Origin of the sequence: Nocardia sp. NPDC057272 (genome assembly GCF_042668615.1) — a bacterium.
Classification (GTDB): Bacteria; Actinomycetota; Actinomycetes; order Mycobacteriales; family Mycobacteriaceae; genus Nocardia.
The window spans coordinates 43,196-63,888 of sequence record NZ_JBHUYK010000014.1; the positions used below are offsets into that span (position 1 = coordinate 43,196).

Here is a 20,693-nt window from a genome sequence, read left to right on the forward strand (position 1 = left end):
TGACAGCTATCCGGGCGTCGCAGGTCAGGGTTTGTTGGACATGGCGGCGATGAGGGAGTTGGGGCGCATGTCGAGCCAGTGGGATTCCACGTAGTGGAGACAGGAGGTTCGGGGGGCGGCGCCGAAGGCTACCGACCAGCCGCCGGGGACGGCGGCGAAGGTGGGCCAGAGGGAGTGTTCGCCTTCGGTGTTGACCAGGACGTAGAACTGGGCGTTGTCGTCGTCGAACGGGTTGGTCATGGGGTGGCCTTTCCGAGGAGGGTGCCAAGGTGGGCTAATGCTGCCGGGGTGCCTTCGATTTCGTGGTGGGCGAGCTCGCTCGTGCGGAAAAGGCGGTCGCTGTGGCTGGTGCGGGCGGGCGTGAAGTGGGGGGTGAAGTCGGTGGTGGTGACGCCGTAGGCGGCGATGAGGGCGGCTAACCGGGTGGGGTCGGGCGGTTCGGTGAGAACGACGGTCGCGCCGACCCGCAGGGGAAGCAGGTAGCCGTGCCAAGCGGTGGCGTCACCGGTATGGGATTGGTGCAGATAGACATCGCGAGTGGTGAGGTGGTGGCGGGCCTGCATGGCGGTGACCCGGTGCACGGCGGCGGCATGGCTGATGGTGACGCTGTGCGTTGCGCCGGGAGGGAACAGCACGAATGCGGGGTGCTGCGGCAGGATCGGGGCGCGATGTTCGCCGCGGGCGATGGGTTCGCTCGAATAGCCGGACAGAGATGCCCGATCGATCGTCACCGTCGGGATGTCGTAGGTGCCGAGGTGCTCGCGGGCGGCGATGGTCAGGGCCAGTGCCGGGTTGACGATCGGTGGGAGCCGGGGGTTCGCGGTGTCGATCGGCACCACGGTCCCACCGGCTTTGAGGACCGCGTATGCCGCGACCACGAACTCGACGGAACGCGGGACATCCACGAGCACAGCCGATTCCGGGCCGATGCCGAGCGCGGTCAGATGCCGGGCGAGCTGATTGGTGCGCCGGTCGAGATCACCGTAGGTGATGATCGCGGTCGGGCCGTCGGTCGGCGCATGGACGACGGCCGGGTCGAAAGGGGTTGCGGCAGCCTGGGCTTCGAACTCGTCGAGCAGCAGTTCGTCGGCGAGCCCGGTTGCGCGGGCGTAGGGCCCGTCGTCGATACGGCCGACGAATTCGATCTCGGCCGTCCAGGCGTCGCCCGGCGGCCTGCGGCGCACGAGGTCGCCGGTGGCGAACATGCGGTCGTCCACCGGACCGATGGGGTTCGCGAGGAAGGTCGCCGCGGTGGCCTGTCTGCCGACGTACCCGCGCGCCAGTTGCACACCGGAGACGTAGAGTTCACCGATTTCGCCGTCGGCTACCGGGCACAGGTGCTCGTCGAGGATCAGCAGTTCGACATCGTCGGCGGCCGATCCGAACGGAACCACCTCCAGGTCGGCGCCGGTCACCTCGTGCGCGACGAACTCGCCCGCCGTCTCGGGCCTGCCGTAGACGTGCCACAGGGTCGCGCCGCTCACCGCGCGCAAGGCGGCGGCGGTTTCCGCGAGCAGTGGCCCACCCGAGCCGAGCACCACGCGCAGCGAATCCAGACGCTCTTCGGCATCGGGCAGTGCTGCCAGCTCGGCGAGCTCGACATGATCGAAACAGGCTGCGGTCACTTGTGTTTCGGCGATCGCGTCGGCGAGCACCGCCGACGGCGAGACCACCAGCGTCGCGCCGGTTTGCAACGCGAGCAGCATCTCCCCGACCGCCGCCTGGCCTGCCAGCGGTGCGTGCCAGAGCACCGAGTCGCCGACCCCGACACCGCAGAGGCGCTGGCGCCAGCTCGAATTGGCCTGCGCCGCGCGATGTCCGACGACGACGGCGGTCGCGGCAACGACATCGACGACCAGGTAGGCGGGGTTGTCCGCGCCCGGCCCCGGTAGCTCATCGGGGGTGACGTCGACCGTGGCGTCGGTGTGCACGACCGGGAACCCGGCGGGGTGCGGTGTTCCGTCGCTGGTGAGGATCAGGACGGGCGCGGCCAGCGCGACAGTGCGTCGTTGCACGTCACCGGGGGCGGCGGGGTCGAGCAGCACGAACGCGCCACCGGCGGCGAGCACCGCGTGCACCGCGACCACCAACTCCACCGAACGCGGAAGCGACACCGCCACAGTGGTTTCGGGTCCGACACCGTGCTCGAGGAGCGCGGCGGCCAGCGCATCGACTCGCTCGGCCAGTTCGCCGTAGGTGAGACCGGTTTCGCCGTCGCGCACCGCGAGGAGGTCGGGTTCGCGGTCGGCGTAGGTGGAGAAGGCGGCGAGCAGGGTCGCCGGGTCACGTGGTCGATCGCCGTCCAGGTCACGCAGGAGCGCGGCGAGGGTGGCAGCGGTCGTGACCGAATCCGTGTGCGACATCAGAGTTGTCCTTCCGAGTCGTCAACCGACGCTGTCCCGGCGATTACCGCGGCCGCATCGGTCACCAGTGTTTGCAGAGTCGAAGTGAGACCGGCCGCGCCGAGTGCGGCGAGCACACCGGGCACGAGGCCGGCCAGCGCGACGTTCACCAACGCTTCAGGTTTCATCTTCGCGCCCATCGCCCTGCTCACCGCGGCGAGCTTGGCGTCGAGTGCTCTGTAGGAGATGGCGTGCTCGCCGTGGGTGAATGCCACGGTCGCCGGCGCGAGCCGAGCTGCCGAGCCGACGAGGCCCGGAAGATCGGCGATTGTGTAGGTGGTCGGGGTCTTCTCCGCATCGGTGCGCAGGTCGATCGCGCGCACCGCCACGGTGGGGTCGGCGGCGACGGCGGTGAGTACCTTGCGGAATCGCTCGGCCATGGTCCGGACCGTCGACGCGTCGAACAGGTCGGTGGCGTAGCCGAAGTGGACGTCGAGACCGTCCAGCGCGCCGTCGTCGCGATAGCGCTGCAGGGCGGTGAGGTGCAGGTCGAATTTGGCTTCGGTGAGTCCGGGGTCCAAGGTCTGGACGTGGAGGCCGGGGAGCTCGATACCGCCTGGCGGCATGTTCTGGAAGGTCAGCATCACCTGGAACAGCGGGGTGTAGGCGCCGGTGCGGGCGCGACCCACGGCATCGACCACCTGCTCGAACGGAACATCGGCATGGGACAGCGCGGCCAGGTCGCGGCGCTTCGCCTGGGTGAGCAGGTCGGTGAACGGTGCGCGGGCGTCGACCTCGGTGCGCAGGGCGACGGTGTTGACGAACATGCCGACGAGGTCGTCGAGTTCGCGGGCGCCACGACCGGAGACCGGTGCGCCGATGGTGATGTCCGCGCTGCCGGATTGCTTGGCCAGCAGCACGGCCAGCGCGCTGTGGATCAGCGTGAACAGGGTGGTTCCGTTGGCGCGGGCCACGTCGTCGAGGCGGGTGGCGAGTGTGGAATCGATGTCGAATTCGATCGTCGCGCCGCGCATTTCACGACGGGCCGCGCGCGGGCGATCGGTCGGCAGCGCCAGTAGTTCGGGTGCGCCGGCGAGCTCGCGGGTCCAGTAGGCGAGCTGCTGGGTGAGCACACTGCCGGCGTCGGACTCGGAGCCGAGCAGGTCGCGCTGCCAGGCACTGAAATCGCCGTACTGGATCGTCAGGGGAACCCAGCCCGGTTCGCGGCCCTGGCTGCGGTCCACGTAGGCGCGCACCAGGTCCCGGGTGAGCGGGTCGATCGAGTATCCGTCCGCGCTGATGTGGTGCACCACGACGACGAGGACATGATCGTTGTCGCCGAGGCGGTAGAGGGCGACCCGGATCGGGGGCGCGGCGGTGATGTCGAACGGCTGGGCGACGAGTGCCGCGATCCGGGTTTCGACATCGGCGGGCGCCACCGGGAGGGGGGTGAGGTCGACAGCGGCGGACCAGGCGGGCATCACCTGCTGGATCGGGCCGTCGGTGGTGTCCGGGTAGCGGGTGCGCAGGGTGTCGTGGCGGGCCAGCAGGTCGGCGACGGCCGCCTGCAGGGCGGGTAGGTCGAGCTCGCCGGTCAGTCGGATGGCGGCCGGGATGTGATAGGCCGAGGACTGTGGCGAGAGCTGGTGCAGCACCCACATGCGCTGCTGCGCGGGCGAAAGCACCGCGGGACCTTCCCCGGTGCGCTTGGTCAGCGGGGGTCGGGCGATGGAGCGATCGGCGGTGGCGAGGTGTGCGGCCAGTGCGCCGACTGTCGGTGCGTCGAAGACCGCGGCCACCGCGACGTGGACGCCGAGCGCGGCGCCGAGGCGGGCAGCCAGGCGGGTCGCCATCAGCGAGTTGCCGCCGAGGGCGAAGAAGTCGTCGTCGAGCCCGGCGGCCGCGCAGCCGATCACCTCGGTGAACGTCTGGGCGACAAGCTGTTCGACCGCGGTGACCGGAGCGCGGAAGGCCGCTTCGGCGAACTGCGGTGCGGGCAGCGCCTTCCGGTCGACTTTGCCGTTGGCGTTGAGGGGCAGCGCGTCGAGCACCACCAGCGCGGCCGGAACCATGTAGGCGGGCAGGTCGGCGGCGAGTTCTCCGCGCAGCCGGGCGGCGATGGCGGGCTCGCTGCCCGGGGCCAGGTCCGCGACCGCCGCGTAGGCGATCAGGCGGGCGCCCGCACGCTCGTCGGTCGTGGCGATCGCGACTGCCGCCCGGACATCGGCGCAGCGCAGCAGCGCTGTTTCGACCTCGCCGAGTTCGATGCGGAAGCCACCGATCTTGACCTGGAAGTCGGCGCGTTCGAGGTATTCGACCGTACCGTCGGCGCGCCGACGGACGATGTCGCCGGTGCGATACATCCGCGAGCCGGTGTCGGCGAAGGGGTTCGCGACGAACCGGTCGGCGGTGAGGGCGTGGCGCCCGTGGTACCCGCGGGCGAGCTGATCGCCGGACAGATAGAGCTCGCCCGCGACGCCGATCGGGACCGGATGCAACCGGGCGTCGAGGACGTAGAGCGCACTGTTCCAGACGGGAGTACCGATCGGCACGACGTGCGATAGATCCTGCGCCACTTCGTATTCGGTGATCGAGACGGCCGCCTCGGTCGGGCCGTACAGGTTGTGCAGGACGGCGGTGGTGCCGACGGCACGGAACTCGGTGGCTGTCGCCGCGGGCAGTGCTTCACCGATCGCGAGGACGGCGCGCAACGAAACAGGCAGTGCGGGGGTCGCTTCGGTGGCCAGGAGCATGCCGACGAGCGAGGGAACGGCATGCAAGACCGTGACGCCGTGCCGGGTCATGGTGGCGCGCAGGCGGTCCGGGTCACGTTCGTCGCCGGGGCGGGTGACGATCAGGGCACCGCCGGAGGTGAGAGGTGACCAGAACTCCCAGACCGAGAGGTCGAAGGTGGCGGGGGTCTTCAGCAGCACCCGGTCGGCGGCGGTCATGGTGAAGCGCTCGCGCAGCCAGCCGAGCTGGTTGACGATCGCGGCGTGCGGGACGGTGACGCCCTTGGGCACGCCCGTGGAGCCGGAGGTGAAGATGATGTACGCGGGATGTTCGGGGCGCAGCGGGGCGATGCGCTCGGCATCGGTCACCGGCTCCGTCGACAGTTCCCGCAGCGCACGGTGATCCAGCTCGAAGACCGGAACATCCACGGAGATCGGCAGTCCGTCGGCGGCTGTGGTGAGCACGCACAGGGGCGCCGCGGTGGTGACGATGTAGGCGATACGGTCGGCCGGGTGGTCGGGGTCGATCGGCACGTACGCGCCGCCCGCCCGGACTACTGCGTGCATGGCGATGACGAGGTCGATGCCGCGGCGCATGGCCAGTACGACGGTGCGCTCCGGGCCGACTCCCTCGGCGATCAGGAGCCTGGCGACCTGGTTGACCTGTGCGTCGAAGGTGGCGTAATCCAGGGACTCGCCGGTTTCGTCGTCGACCAGCGCGAGCGCGTCGGGAGTCAGGTCGGTCTGGCGCGCGACCAGTTCGGCGAGGGTGGTGGACTCGACGGGACGGGCGGTGTCGTTCCATGTCCCGAGCAGCAGCTCGCGGTCGGCACCGAGCAGGTCGAGGTCACCGATGGCGGTCTCCGCCGCACCGCTGACGGATGCGAGGATCCGGCACAGCTGACCGGCGAAGCGTTCGGCGGTTTCGGCGTCGAACAGATCGGTGGCGTAGCCGAGGGCCATCTCGATTCCCGCCGGGGTGCCATCCGCGGTGTAGTTGTCCAGGGCGAACAGATGCAGGTCGAACTGCGCGACACCGGCATCGAATTCGACAGCGGAGACGGACAGGCCGGGAAGTTCGAGCTGGGCGCGGTCGTGGTTCTGGAACGAGTAGCCGACCTGGAACAGCGGGTGTCGCGCGGTGGAGCGGGCGGGGTTGAGCACCTCGACCAACCGCTCGAACGGCACATCGGCGTGCGAGAACGCGGCGATGTCGGCGGCACGCGCGGTGGCGAGCAGTGCGGTGAACGGGGCGTCGCTCACGACCGGGGTCCGCAACACCAGGGTGTTGACGAACATGCCGATGACCTCGTCGAGCTCGGCTTCGCCGCGGCCCGCGTTCGGGGTGCCGACGGCGATGTCGGCGGTGCCGGAGATGCGGGCCAGCAGGGCCGCGAACGCCGCGTGCACCACCATGAACAGGGTGGCGCCGTTGTCGCGCCCGAGCGCGCACAGCGCGGCGTGCAGGTCGGCGTCGACGGTGAAACTCACCTTGTCGCCGCGCAGGGTCTGGCGGGCGGGGCGGGGACGGTCGGTCGGCAGGGCCAGCTGATCGGGAAGTCCGGCGAGCTGGGTCTGCCAGTAGCCGACCTGCTGGGCGGCGAGGGATTCCGGGTCGGCTTCGTCGCCGAGCAGGTCACGCTGCCACAGCGCGTAGTCGGCGAATTGCACGGCGGGCGGGGCCCAGCCGGGGGCGGTGTCGGCGAGCCGGGCGGTATAGGCCCGCATGAGGTCGGCGACGAAGGGGGCGATCGAGGAACCGTCGGCGGCGATGTGGTGCAGGACGCCGGCCAGCACGAATTCGGTGTCGTCCACCTGGAACAGCCGCAGGCATACCGGGATCTCGGTGGTGACGTCGAAGGTGGTCTCGGCCAGCTCGCGAATCGCGGCGGGAAGCGCTGCCTCGCCGGTCGCTACCGGTGTGAGCGTTTCGCCCATGGCTTCGGCGTTCACCGGTGGAGCCAGCGCCGGCATCGCTTCGGCGGCAGCGACGATCGACTGCACGGGGGTGCCGTCGACTTCCGGGTACACGGTGCGCAGCGATTCGTGGCGGGCGACCACGTCGGCCATCGCGGCGCGCAGCGCGGTGACGTCGAGCGCCCCACTCAGGCGCAGCGCGAACGGGATGTTGTAGGCCACCGAGGCGCGGTCGAAGCGGTTGAAGAACCACATCCGCTGCTGGGCCGGCGACAGCGGGAGCAGGTCGGGGCGAGCCCGGCCGACCAGCGCGGGGCGATCGACCTTCGACTGGGCGTCGATCGCGGCAGCCAGTTCGGCGACGCTCGGCGCCTCGAACAGCGTCCGTACACCCACGCGCCGGTCGAGCGCGGCGCCGATGCGGGCCACGGCCTTGGCTGCCAGCAGCGAGCTGCCGCCGAGGGCGAAGAAGTCGTCGTCGGCGCCGATCGGCTGATCGTCGGCACGGCCGAGCACCTCGGTGTACACGGCCGCGATGATCTGCTCGGTGACGGTGGCCGGCCTGCGGTAGGTGGTGGTCTCGAAGACGGGGGCGGGCAGGGCCGCGCGATCGAGCTTGCCGTTGACCGTGAGCGGAATGCGCTCCACCGCCACGACGGCCGCCGGGAGCATGTGCTCGGGCAGGGTGCGCGCCAGCTCCTTGCGCAGGGCGGCGGTGTCGAGGTGGGCGAACTCCCCGACCACGTAGGCCACGATGCGCGGCTCGTCGACGAGGTCGGTCCGCACCAGCACGGCGACTTCGCGAGGTGCGATCGAGCTGTGCAGCAGCGCCGCTTCGATCTCGCCGAGCTCGACGCGGAAGCCACGGAGGTTGACCTGCTGGTCGGCGCGGCCGAGGTATTCGAGGTCGACGTGCGTGGCGCGCGACGATGCGAGCGCCCCGGTGGCGTCGTCGGCCACGACCGTCCAGCGGGCGAGGTCACCGGACCGGTAGGCGACGGATCCGGGAGGACCGTAGGGGTCGGCGACGAAGCGGCTCGCGGTCAGGTCGGGTCGGCCCAGGTAGCCGCGCGCCAATTGCGGTCCGGAGACGTAGATTTCGCCGGGAACGCCGAGCGGGACGGGGCGCAGGCGCGAATCCAGTACGCGCACTGTGAGTCCCGCGAGAGCACCGCCGATCACGCTGGCCGAGCCGGTGTGCGGGGTGATCTCCCGGTAGGAGGCGTGGACGGTGGTCTCGGTGATGCCGTACATGTTCACCATGCGGGGCGAGTCCGGGTAGCGGGCGAACCAGCCGGCGAGACGTTGCGGTTCGAGCGCCTCGCCACCGAAGATCACTGTGCGCAGGGCGTATTCGGTGGGCGCGGGGGCGGCCAGGTCGGCGGCGATGAGCTGGTAGAACGCGGACGGCGTCTGGTTGAGAACGGTGACGCGTTCGGTGCGGAGCAGTTCACGGAACTGTTCGGGCGAGCGGGAGGTGAAGTAGTCGACGAGGACGATCGAGCCGCCGTGGAGCAGGGCGCCCCACAGCTCCCACACCGAGAAGTCGAAGGCGTAGGAGTGGAACATCGTCCACACGTCGGACGGTCCGAAGCCGAAGCGCCGCGCGGTGTTGTCCAGCAGCGCGATGACATTCGTGTGCGGGACGACGACACCTTTGGGGCGGCCGGTCGAGCCGGAGGTGTAGATGACGTAGGCGGTGTTGGCGGGAGCCAGCGGCGTACGCCGGTCCGCGTCGGTCAGGGCTTCGGTGCCGAAGTCGGACAGGTTTTCCGCGCCGGGATCGATGACCGGACCACCGAACCAGTCGTGCGCCAGGCCGGTGTCGTCGTTGGTGATCGCGCACTGCGGGCGGGCGTCGTCGAGGACGTATTCGATGCGATCGGCGGGGTAGTTGGGGTCGATCGGCAGGTAGCCCCCGCCTGCCTTCAGCACGGCGAGCAGCGCGACCGGCAACTCCACCGACCGCGGCAGCGCCACCGCTACCAGCGATTCCGGGCCGACGCCCGCGGCGACGAGTCGGCGGGCCAGACGGTTGGACCAGGCGTCGAGCTCGCCGTAGGTCAGCGTGCGCTCGCCCGCTTTCACCGCGATGGCGGTGGGGTCGAGGGCGGCGACGCGGGCGAACCGGTCCACCATGGTGTCGGCGGCGGCCACCGATTCGCCGGTGGACGACCACTCGTGCAGGGTGCGCTGCTGTTCTTCGGCGCTGAGCAACTGGATATCGCCCACCACGACGGTCGGGTCGGCGACGACCGCGGCCAGCACCTGTGTGAAGCGACGGGCCAGCACCGCGACGCTGCCCTCGTCGAACAGATCGGTGGCGTAGGCGATCTCGACGGCCATGCCGTTCGCGCGACCGTCGATGTCGTCGGATTCGCCGAGGGTGAACTGCAGGTCGAACTTCGCCACGGCAGCATCGAAATCGAGGGGTTGCACGCGCAGGTCCGCGGCTTCCAGCGCGGGGACGGTGAAGTTCTGTAGCGCCAGCGCCACCTGGAACAGGGGGTGGCGGTTGCGGGCTCGCGCCGGGTCGATGGCATCGACGACCTGCTCGAACGGGACGTCGGCGTGCGAGAGGGCGTCGAGATCGCCCGCACGGACGGCGTCGAGGGTGGTTTCGAATTCGGCGCGCGGGTCGATCTGGGTGCGCAGTACCAGGGTGTTGACGAACATGCCGATCAGCCCGTCGAGGGCGGCCTCGCCGCGGCCGGCGACCGGTGTGCCGATGGCGATGTCGCTGCCGCCGGACAGGCGGGCCAGCAGGACCGCGAGCGCGGCGTGCACCGTGCTGAACAGGGTGGCCTCGTGCTTGCGGGCCAGTTCGCGCAGTTCACTGTGCAGATCGGAGTCGATCTGGAAGCGGTGGACGGCGCCGCGGAAGGTGGACTCGGCGGGGCGGGGACGGTCGGCGGGCAGGTCGAGCTGCTCGGGGAGACCGGCGAGGCCATGGCGCCAGAACGCCAGCTGGGTGTGCGCGAGCGACGCGGGATCGGCTGTCTCGCCCAGGTTTTCGTGCTGCCAGAGGGCGTAGTCGGCGTACTGGACGGGCAGCGGCGTCCAGGTGGGGGTGGTGCCCGCGTGACGGGCGGCGTAGGCCGCCATCAGGTCGGCGGCCAGCGGGCCGAGCGAGAAGCCGTCGGCGGCGATGTGGTGGACCACCAGGACCAGCACGTGGTCGGTGTTCAGCGCGAACAAGGCCGCGCGGAGCGGGATCTCGGCGGTGAGGTCGAATCGGACCGCGGCGCACGCCAGCAGGCGTTCGGGCAGTTCCGTCTCGGTGATCGCCTCGGGCCGCAGCGTGATCGCGGTGGCGTCCGAGATCATCTGTTCGGCGCCCTCCGGCCCCTCCGGGTAGCTGGTTCGCAAGGTTTCGTGCCGGGCGACCACATCGGCGAGGGCGGCTTCGAGGGCGGCGAGGTCGAGGTCGCCGGTGAGCCGCAGCGCGACGGGGATGTTGTCGACAGCGTCGCCGATGCCGTCGACATCGGCGAGGTAGCGATTGAGGAACCACATCCGGCGCTGCGCCGCGGACAGCGGAATCCGCCGGGGCCGTTCCCGCGTGGTGAGTTCGAGCCGCCCGCCGGTGCCGCGCAGGGCGGTGCACCGGTCGGCCAGATCGGCCACCGTCGGTGCGTCGAACAGCAGCCGGACCGGGATCTGGGTGGCGAGGGCGGCGCCGAGACGGGCGGCGACCTGGGTGGCGTTGAGGGAGTTGCCGCCGAGGGCGAAGAAGTCGTCGTCGAGACCGACTTCGCGGTCGGCGGGGAAGCCGAGCACCGAGGCGAAGGTGGCCGCGACGATGCGAGCGACCTCGGTGGACGGCGCACGGAAGACGGCCGCCTCGAAACTCGGTGCGGGCAGCGCCTTTCGATCGAGCTTGCCGGACGAGTTGAGCGGGAACTCGTCGAGGACGACGAAAGCCGCGGGGACCATGTAGGCGGGCAGGGTGCGGATGAGCGTGGACTTCACCGCATCCACGTCGACGTGCTGTGCGGCGACGAGATAGGCGACCAGGGTGTCATCGCGGACGATCACCGCGGCCTGGGTGATCTCGGCAACCCCGGAGAGCACGGCTTCGATCTCGCCGAGTTCGATGCGCAGACCACGCAGCTTCACCTGGAAGTCGGTGCGGCCCAGGTACTCCAGCTCGCCGGCCGACGTCCAGGTGACTAGGTCACCGGTGCGGTACATGCGCTCGGCGGGGGTGAACGGGTTGGCGACGAAGCGGTCGGCGGTGAGATCGACGCGGCCCGCGTAGCCGCGAGCGAGCTGGGCGCCCGCCAGGTACAGCTCGCCGGGCACGCCGACGGGGACCGGGCGCAGGCGGCCGTCGAGGACGTATACCTGGGTGTTGTGCACCGGCGCACCGATCGGGACCGTGACGGTGTCGGCGTCGATCACCTCGTGGAAGGTCACGTCCACCGCGGCCTCGGTGGGGCCGTACAGGTTGTGCACAGCCGTCCCCGTGAGCCGGCGCAGCAGCTGGGCGGGCGCGGGCGCCAGCGCCTCGCCGGAGGCGAACACCAGACGCAGCGATGCGCAGTCCCCAGCTGTCCGCACGTCGGCGGCGTGCGCACCGTCGAGCACCGCGACGAAGACCGACAGCATCGACGGGACGAAGTGGGCGACGGTGATCTGTTCGTCGGCGATCAGCCGGATCAGATAGGAGGGGTCGCGGTGACCGTCCGGGCGTGCGAGCACGAGTCGGGCACCGATCTGCAAAGGCCAGAAGAACTCCCAGACCGACACGTCGAAGGTGGCCGGGGTCTTCTGCAGCACGGCATCGTCGGGGGTGAGCCGGTAGGCGTCCTGCATCCACACCAGACGGTTGACGATCGCGGCGTGGGAGACGACAACGCCCTTGGGCGTGCCGGTGGAGCCGGAGGTGAAGATCAGGTAGGCGGCGTTGTCCCGGGTCAGGGTGGCCAGCCGGTCGGCGTCGGTGATCGGCTCGGCCGAGTAGTCGGTGGCGTCGATCTGCTCGAGATCGAGCACCGCGCGCTGTTCGCCCGCCTGCTCCAGGCCGGTGAGGTCGAGGTCGTCGCTGCGGCGGGTCAGGACGCAGACCGGGTCGGCGGCGGCGATCACCTGGGCGATGCGCTCGGCGGGGTGCTCCGGGTCGAGGGGCACGTAGGCGCCACCGGCGGCGATGACGGCGTACATGGCCACGACCGAGTCGATGGAACGGCGCATGCCGAGAGCCACGGTGCGGTCGGGGCGGACGCCGATCGAGATCAGCAGGCGGGCAAGGTGATTCACTGCCTCCGCGAACTCGGAATAGCTCAGCGATTCGCCCTCGAGGGTCACCGCGGTCGCGTCCGGAGTGCGTTCGGCCTGCGCCGCGAACAGCGAGGCCAGCGTCATGCGTTCGTCGACCGGGTACTCGGTGGCGTTCCAGGTGCCGAGTACGCGAATACGCGCATCGGCGTCGAGGAGGTCGATGTCGCCGATCACGACGTTGGGATCGGCGGTCACCGTATTCAGCGTCCGCAGGAAGCGGGCGCCGAAATCTGTGATGGTCTGCGCGTCGAAGAGGTCGGTCGCGTACTCGAAGCGGGCGAGCAGGCCGTCGGTGGTCTCGCGCAGCGTGAGGTGCAGATCGAATTTGGCTGTGTGGGTATCGATCTCGATCTCCGAGGCGGTCAGGCCCGCGAGTTCGAGTTCGGTTCGGGAGTTGTTCTGGAAGTCGAGCATCACCTGGAACAGCGGGTGCCGGGCGGTCGATCGCTCGGGGTTGAGCACCTCCACGAGCCGGTCGAAGGTGACGTCGGCGTTGGCGAGGGCGCGCAGGTCGCTGTCGCGAACGGTGCCGAGCAGTTCGGCGAAGGTGGCGTCGGGGCGGATCCGGGTGCGCAGCACGAGCGTGTTGACGAACATGCCGACCAGGTCGTCGAGCGCCTGGTCACCGCGGCCGGCGACCGGTGTGCCGATCGAGATGTCCTGCTGCCCCGACAGTTCGGCGAGGGTGGTGGCGAAGGCGGTGTGCAGCACCATGAACAGCGAGGCATTGGCTCGCGCACCGATGCCGCGCAGTCGTTCGACGATCTCGGCGGGCACCGTGAACGCCTGACGGGCACCGCGACCCGAGGCCACGGCCGGGCGCGGTCGATCGCTCGGCAGCGAGAGCAGGTCGGGCAGGTCGGCCAGTTCCGCCGTCCAGAACGCGAGCTGGCGCGACAGGGCGGATTCGGCGTCGTCCTCGGCGCCGAGCGCATCGCGCTGCCAGAGGGCGAAGTCGGCGTACTGCACCGGCAGCGGCGTCCACTGGGGCGCGGCCGCGGCCAGGTGGGCGGCGTAGGCGACCATCACATCGCGGGTCAGTGGCGCGACGGACCAGCCGTCGGCGGCGATGTGGTGCAGCACGAGGACCAGTACGTGCTCGTCGGTGTCGGTGTGCAGCAGGTGCAGGCGGACCGGGGGTTCCTGGTCCACCGCGAACGGGACGGCGGCCAGCGCGCGGATCCGGCTGCCGAGGTCGACCGGGGCGATCGCGCGCGGTTCGAGGGCGATCGTCAGCTGGTCGGCGTCGAGCACCTGCTGGAACGGGATGCCGTCGACGGCGGGGTAGCGCGTCCGCAGCGCCTCGTGCCTGGCGAAGACCGCGGCGACGGCCGCGTTCATCGCGGCGTAGTCGATGACGCCGGTGAGGCGGATGGCGGCGGCGATATTGTCGGCGACCGATTCGGCGTCGAACTGGTTCAGGAACCACATGCGCTGCTGCGCGTAGGACAGCGGAATCCGGTCCGGTCGTTCGCCTGCCACCAGCGCGGGCCTCGGCGCGACCGCGTCGGCGGTGCCGAGCAGGGCGGCGAACGCGGTGACGCTCGGCGCCTCGAACAGCGACTTCAGCGAGATCGTGCGGCCGAGTGCCGTGCCGAGGCGGGACACCACCTGGGTGGCGACGAGCGAGTTGCCGCCGAGGGCGAAGAAGTCGTCGTCGGCGCCGATCCGCGCGGCACCGAGCACCTCGCCGAAGACCTGGGCCACCACGGACTCGGTCCCGGCGGCGGGCGCGCGGAAGGAACGCGCGGCGAACACCGGCTCCGGCAGGGCCTTGCGGTCGAGCTTGCCGTTGGGAGTGAGCGGCAGGGCATCGATCATCACGAACGCGGACGGCACCATGTGCGCGGCGAGGGTGCCGCGCAGGGCGGCGGCGATCGCATCGATCGGCTCGTCGGCCTCAGCGGTGGGCACGACGTAAGCGATGAGCTGATCGCCTCGGTGCGGGTCGGCGCGCACCAGCACCGCGGCCTGGCGGACCGAGGGCTGGGCGAGCAGGGCGGATTCGACTTCGCCGAGTTCGATGCGGAAACCCCGGAGTTTGACCTGGTCGTCGTTGCGGCCCAGGTAGTCGAGGGTGCCCTCCGGAGTCCAGCGGACCAGGTCTCCGGTGCGGTACATGCGCTCGGACGACGCCCACGGGCAAGCGACGAAGCGGGTCGCGGTGAGGGCGGCGCGCGAGCAATAGCCGCGCGCGAGCTGGGCACCCGCGACGTACAGCTCGCCCGCGACGCCGACAGGGACCGGCCGCAGCCGGGAGTCGAGGACCCACTGGGTGATGCCGCGCAGCGGCGTGCCGAGAGTCAGCGGGGAATCGGCGGTGAGCGGGGCGCTGATGTTGGTGGCGACCGTGGTCTCGGAGGGGCCGTAGGCGTTCACGAACGCGCGGGGAACGGGTCCGGCGGTCCAGCGGGCGATCAGGTCGGGCGGGCAGGCTTCGCCGCCGACCATCACCATGCGAAGGGCATCGAGCGGGGCGGGGTCGAGCACGGACAGGCCGGACGGGGTCATCAGGGCGTGCGTGACGCGCTGTTCCGAAAGCAGTTGGGCCAGTTCGGCTCCCACATGACGCCCGTGCGGGGCGATCACCAGGGTCGCGGCGGAATTCACCGCGAGCAGCAATTCCATCACCGAGATGTCGAAGGACGGGGACCCGACCTGGAGGACGCGGGCGTCGGCGGTGCCGAACATGCGCGCGGTCTCCTCGGCGGCGAAACCCGCGATACCCGCCTGGGTGACGAGCACACCCTTGGGCAGGCCGGTCGAGCCGGAGGTGTAGATGACGTAGGCGAGGTGCTGGGCGCGCAGATGCCGCACGCGGTCGAAGTCGGTGACGGGATCGCTGGAACGCCCGGCGCATTCGGCCATCAGCTTCAGCTCGTCGAGGGCCAGCCAATCGAGCGGACCGGGCAGCGCGGACAGCGACTCGGACACTGTAAGACCAAGTCGGGCACCGGAATCGGTCACCATATGGGTGATCCGATCGAGCGGGTAGCTCGGGTCGACGGGCAACCAGGCGGCACCGGACTTGGCGATCGCCCACACCGCGAGAACCGACTCGATGGAGCGGGGGATGCCCACGGCGATCACGTCGTCGGGGCCGACGCCGCTGTCGATGAGGACCCTGGCCAGGCGTGACGACGCCCGGTCGAGTTCGCGGTAGGTGAGGGTGCGGTCGCCGTCGGTGACGGCATCGCGATCCGGGTCGGCGGCGACCGCGCCGGCCAGGAGGTCGGGTAGCAGACCGGTGGCGGTGACCGGTGCGCCGCGCATGCCGGTGAGCTGGGAGTGTTCGGTCGCCGACAGCAGCGGTAGGTCACCGACCGCGGTGTTCGGCGCGGCGACAGCCGCGGCGAGTAGCCGCACGAAACGGGCACCGAGGGCGCGCATCTCGGACTCGTCGAACAGGTCGGCGGAGTACAGGGTGACGGCGTCGATACCTGCGGGTTCGCCTGCGGCATCGCGTCGTTCGGCGAGGGTGAGCTGTAGGTCGAACTTGGTGATGTCGAGCTCGATCTCGCGCACCGTCACCGGCGAGCCCGCCAGGTCGAAGGTGGTGTCGAGGACCGCCTGGAAGTTCAGCGCCACCTGGAACAGCGGGTGCCGGGACTGCGAGCGGGCCGGGTTGACCACGTCGACCAGACGATCGAAGGGAACGGTGGCGTGCGCGAAGGCCGCCAGGTCGGTTTCGCGGGTGTGCTCGAGCGCGGCGACGAAGCTCGCGGCGGGGTCGACCTCGGTGCGCAGCACCAGGGTGTTGACGAACATGCCGATCAGGTCGTCGATGGCGCGGTCGCCGCGGCCCGCGACGCCGGTGCCGATGGCGATGTCGGCGGTGCCCGACAGTCGGGCGAGGAGCACCGACAGCGCGGTGTGCACAACCATGAACAGCGAGGCGCCTGCCCGCTGAGCCAGGTCGGCGAGCTGACGGTGCAGATCGGCGTCGATGGTGAAGGCGGTGCGCGCGCCGCGCATGCTCGGCTCGACCGGCCGCCGGCGACGCGAGGGCAGCTCGAGCTGGTCGGGCAGACCAGCCAGGGTCCGCTCCCAGAAAGCGATTTCGCGGGAGGCCAGCGACTGCGGATCGGTTTCGGCGCCGAGGAGCTCGCGCTGCCAGAGGGCGTAGTCGGCGTACTGCACGCTCAGCGGCGACCAGCCGGGCGCGACGCCGTCGGTGGCGGCACCGTACGCGGTGAGCACATCACGCACGAGCACCTGCAGCGAAACACCGTCTGCCGCAATATGATGCAGCACGACAGCGAGGACACACTCCTGTGCCGCGACGCTCGATCGCCGCGGTGCCGAGTTGTCCACAGTTGTGTCGGCGGCCGGAACAACGAAGATGCCCGCACGCACCGGTGCTTCGCGTTCGAGGTCGAACCCGGCACGCGCGAATCGGGTCAGCTCCGCGTCGAGGTCCGCGGCCGCCACTTCGATGGGGTCGCCGATGCGGACCAGCCCGGCATCGCGGACGACCTGCTCGGCCACCTCCCCACCGGGAGTGCCGACCGCGGGGAACACGGTCCGCAGCGCCTCGTGGCGCTCGATCACCGCGTGCAGGGCCGCGACCAGGGCGGGCAGATCGGCGGTGCCGCGCAAGCGGATGACGAACGGCATGTTGTAGCCGGGCGCCGAGGGATCGAAGCGGTTGAGGAACCAGATCCGTTGCTGCGCGGGCGACAGCGGGATCAGCGCCGGGCGGGGGCCCGCGGTGAGCACCGGGAGCTGGGCCGAGACGCCGGTGTCGTCGCGATCGGCGATGGCGGCGGCGAGGCGGGCGACGGTGGTCGCGCCGAACAGATCGCGCACGCCGAGGCGGCAGCCGAGGTCGGCGCCGAGGCGGGCCGCGACCTGGGTGGCGACCAGGCTGTTGCCGCCGAGGGCGAAGAAGTCGTCGTCGCGGCCGATGCGGTCGAGGCCGAGGACCTCGCCGAACACCCTGGCCACCGTCTGCTCCACCGGGCCGACCGGTTCGGCGTAGGTGACGACCGTGCGGGCGGGAGCGGGCAGGGCCTTGCGGTCCAGCTTGCCCGACGCGTTCACCGGAAGGGCTTCGAGCAGCACGAACGCCGCGGGCACCATGTAGGCGGGCAGCGCGCGCAGTGCGGTCTCGCGCAGATCGTCGATCGACACCGAGCCCGGCTCGGCTTCCACGACGTAGGCGACCAACTGCTCGCCGACGCCCGCGTCGTCACGGACCAGCACTACCGCGCGCGCCGCGGCGTCCACGCTCTCCAACACGGACTCGATCTCGCCGAGCTCGATGCGCAGGCCGCGCAGCTTCACCTGGAAGTCGGTGCGCCCCAGGTATTCCAGCTCGCCGTTGGTGGTCCAGCGGACCAGGTCACCGGTGCGGTACATCCGCTCACCCGGCAGTGGATGCGTGGCAGTGCTGCCGGAACCACCGTCGGGCAGCACACGCCCGGAGTCGGCGGCGACCACCGCGGGCGCGGCGACGAAACGTCCGGCGGTGAGCTCGGGACGTCCTACATAACCCCGGGCGAGCTGTACCCCCGACAGATACAGCTCACCCGGAGCCCCGACCGGAACGGGCCGCAGCCGTGAGTCGAGAACATGGAGCCGGGTGTTGAACACCGGCGCGCCGATGGGCACCGTAACCCGGTCGCTGTCGTTCACCTCGTGGAAGGTGACGTCGACGGCGGCCTCGGTCGGGCCGTAGAGATTGTGCAGGCGAGCGCCCGTCAGCAGCCGCAGCCGCTGGGCAGGCGCGGGGGGCAAGGCCTCACCGGAGGCGAAGACCAGCCGCAGCGAGGTGTGTTCGGCGATTTCCTGTTGGGCGAGAAACACTTCCAGCATCGACGGCACGAAATGCGCGACGGTGACGCCGTATTCGCTGATCACGTGGCGCAGATAGCCGGGATCACGGTGCCCGTCCGGCTCGGCGAGCAGCAGTGTCGCACCGATCTGCAAGGGCCAGAAGAACTCCCACACCGAGACGTCGAAGGTCATCGGCGTCTTCTGCAACACCACGTCGACCCCGTGCAGGCGGTAGGTGTGCTGCATCCAGACGAGGCGGTTCACAATCGCGGCGTGCTCGACCGCGACGCCCTTGGGCAGACCGGTGGAGCCGGAGGTGAAGATGACGTAGGCGGGATGGCCGGGGCGCAGCGGCGCGGTGCGGTCGGCATCGGTCAGCGGGGCGTCGTCGTAGCCGCTCAGATCGAGGGCGTCGACAGCCAGCACCGGCAGTCCGTCGACAGGCGCACCGTCGCGGGTGGTCGTGAGCACGGCCGCCGGGGCGGCGGTGGCGAGGATGTGGGCGATGCGCTCGGCCGGATGATCGGGGTCGATCGGCACGTAGGCCGCGCCGGCGGCGAGCACCGCGTACATCGCCACCACCAGTTCGGGTGAACGCCGAATGCTCAGCGCCACCAGCGATTCCGGTCCGATACCGTCCGCGCGCAGCCGCCGGGCCAGTCGATTGACGCGCTGCGCCAGCTCGCGATAGGTGAGGGTCGCGCCCTCGGAAGCCACGGCGGCGGCATCCCGAACAGCGTCGGTGTGCGAGGACGTCGCCATCCGCACGGCCACGTCGTCGGGGGTGCGCGCGACCTGGGCCTCGAACATGGCGGGCAGCGTCGCGGCCCGCACCGAACGCTCGGCCAGCGCGGCGTCCACGTCGAATCGGGTGGAGTTCCAGATCCGGGTGCTGACCTGTAGCTCGAGCTCGGTCGCGACCTCGATCGCGCCGAGCGCGGTGTCGAGATCGGTGGCGGCCAGGCGCTCGAGGAAGCCGAGGAAGCGGGCGTGGTGCCTGGCCAGGGTGTCGGCGTCGTAGAGGTGCGGGTTGGCCTCGAAATCGACGTGCACCCGGTCGCGATCGCCGTAGTAGACGTTGAGACTCAAGTCTTCGATCGGACCGGTGGACAGCACCCGGTAGCGACCGGTGGTGGTGCCGAGGGTGAGGTCACTGCGGAAGAGCATGAAGTTGGCGAGCGGGCCGAACAGTGCGCGCCGGGCGGGGCGGCCGTCGTCCTCGGCGTCGCGGCGGATGTCCTCGGCGCGGTAACGCTGATGACGCAGCGCACCCGCCACCTCGACCCGGGCCGCGCGCAGCAGTTCACCCCAGGTGGCGGGTGATCCCGCCGCACCCGTGGGCAGTCGCAGCGGCACGATATTGGACAGCATCCCCGCCGAGCGGCGCATGACCGCGGTGGTGCGGGCGGTGACGGGCAGGCTCAGTACCGCGTCCGGCCGGTCGGTGAGGCGGCCCAGATAGGCGGCGAAGGCGGCCAGCAGTACCGCGGAGATGGTCGAATCATCGCTGGCGGCAATGGTTTCCAGCCGGTCGACCAGCTTTTCCGACAGGCGCCCGCCGGTCACCAGGTTGATCGCCGAACGCGGCGCGGTGCGGCCGTCGAGCGCGGTGGGGCTGTCCAGGCCCGCGATCCGCTGAGCCCAGTGCTCACGATCGCCGACGAAACGGGTGCTCTCGCGGTAGCGCTGTTCGCCCTCGACCAGCGCCGACAGCTCACCCGGCACCACCTCGCGCGCCGGGGTACCGAGCATCCGCGCGGTGTAGAGCTCGGCGATGCGCTGGGAGTTGGTGAACGCGCCGTACCCGTCGAGCACGATGTGGTGGCCGCGCAGGTACCAGAACCAGCGGGTCTCGCCGACGCGCAGCACCGCGCCCGCCACCAGCCGGTCGGTGAGCAGGTCGATGGGGGCGCCGAATTCCGCGCGCATCCATTCCTGCGCGGCGGCCACGGGGTCGTCGTGGTGGCGCAGATCGATCAGCGGCAGCTCCTGCTCGACCGCGATGGTGTGGTCGACGTACTGGTGCGGGACACCGTCGAACTCGCCGATGCGCACCAGCGGCGAGCCGTAGGTGTGCGCGGCCTCGGCCGTAACCTGCTGCAGCACAGCGGCATCGAGCTCGCCATCGATATCGACGTACTGGGCGATGGTGATCGGGACATCGGGGTCGAGCAGCTGTGCGTACCAGACACCCAGCTGGGCCGGGGTCAGCGGAAACGGCAGACCGACGACCCGTGCTTCCTGTGGTCGCGCACTGAACCCACCCAACTCCGTACCGTGCACCAGAGCCTCCTCGTATCGCGAAAGAACAGCAGATCGAATGTTTTCGGGCAGCACGAATACACCTCGCGCAGCGAAAGATTCGATATGAACGCGGTGGGCGTGCCGCCACACTCGCGCAAGATCCCCGACAGATCATGTGGACGAGATCGGCGACCGAGGGGTCGCCGAGGCAACGGACACTGGGTCCGTCGCGGGTGCCTAGCTGTTGATCGTTCCTCCAACGGCTTTGTCAGTTACATCACATGGGTGCCTGTCCATGCAGTGCCGACAGTAGGCCCTCAGTTAATAAAAAGAAACTTTTTCCGCTAAAAAAATCGGTCGGCCGTCCAGTCTGTACCGATGGGTACCCACGACCAGG

The 20,693-nt window shown here is 70.3% G+C and carries 3 protein-coding genes; all 3 read right to left on the reverse strand.

Annotated elements, in window-relative coordinates:
* Positions 1-24 precede the first annotated feature (24 nt).
* The 3 genes from ACFULV_RS19730 to ACFULV_RS19740 are packed head-to-tail and all read right to left on the reverse strand — an operon-like array spanning position 25 to position 20,335.
* Entirely contained in the window at positions 25-240 is a 216-nt protein-coding gene (locus tag ACFULV_RS19730) for an MbtH family protein (protein WP_056814159.1), read from the reverse strand.
* Positions 237-2,363, reverse strand: coding sequence for an AMP-binding protein (locus ACFULV_RS19735; RefSeq protein ID WP_378658600.1), 2,127 nt, complete (start codon positions 2,361-2,363; stop codon positions 237-239). The genes ACFULV_RS19730 and ACFULV_RS19735 overlap by 4 nt, the downstream gene beginning before the upstream one ends.
* Positions 2,363-20,335, reverse strand: coding sequence for a non-ribosomal peptide synthase/polyketide synthase (locus tag ACFULV_RS19740; RefSeq protein ID WP_378658602.1), 17,973 nt, complete (start codon positions 20,333-20,335; stop codon positions 2,363-2,365). Before ACFULV_RS19740 ends, ACFULV_RS19735 begins: the two co-directional genes overlap by 1 nt.
* Positions 20,336-20,693: the final 358 nt, after the last annotated feature.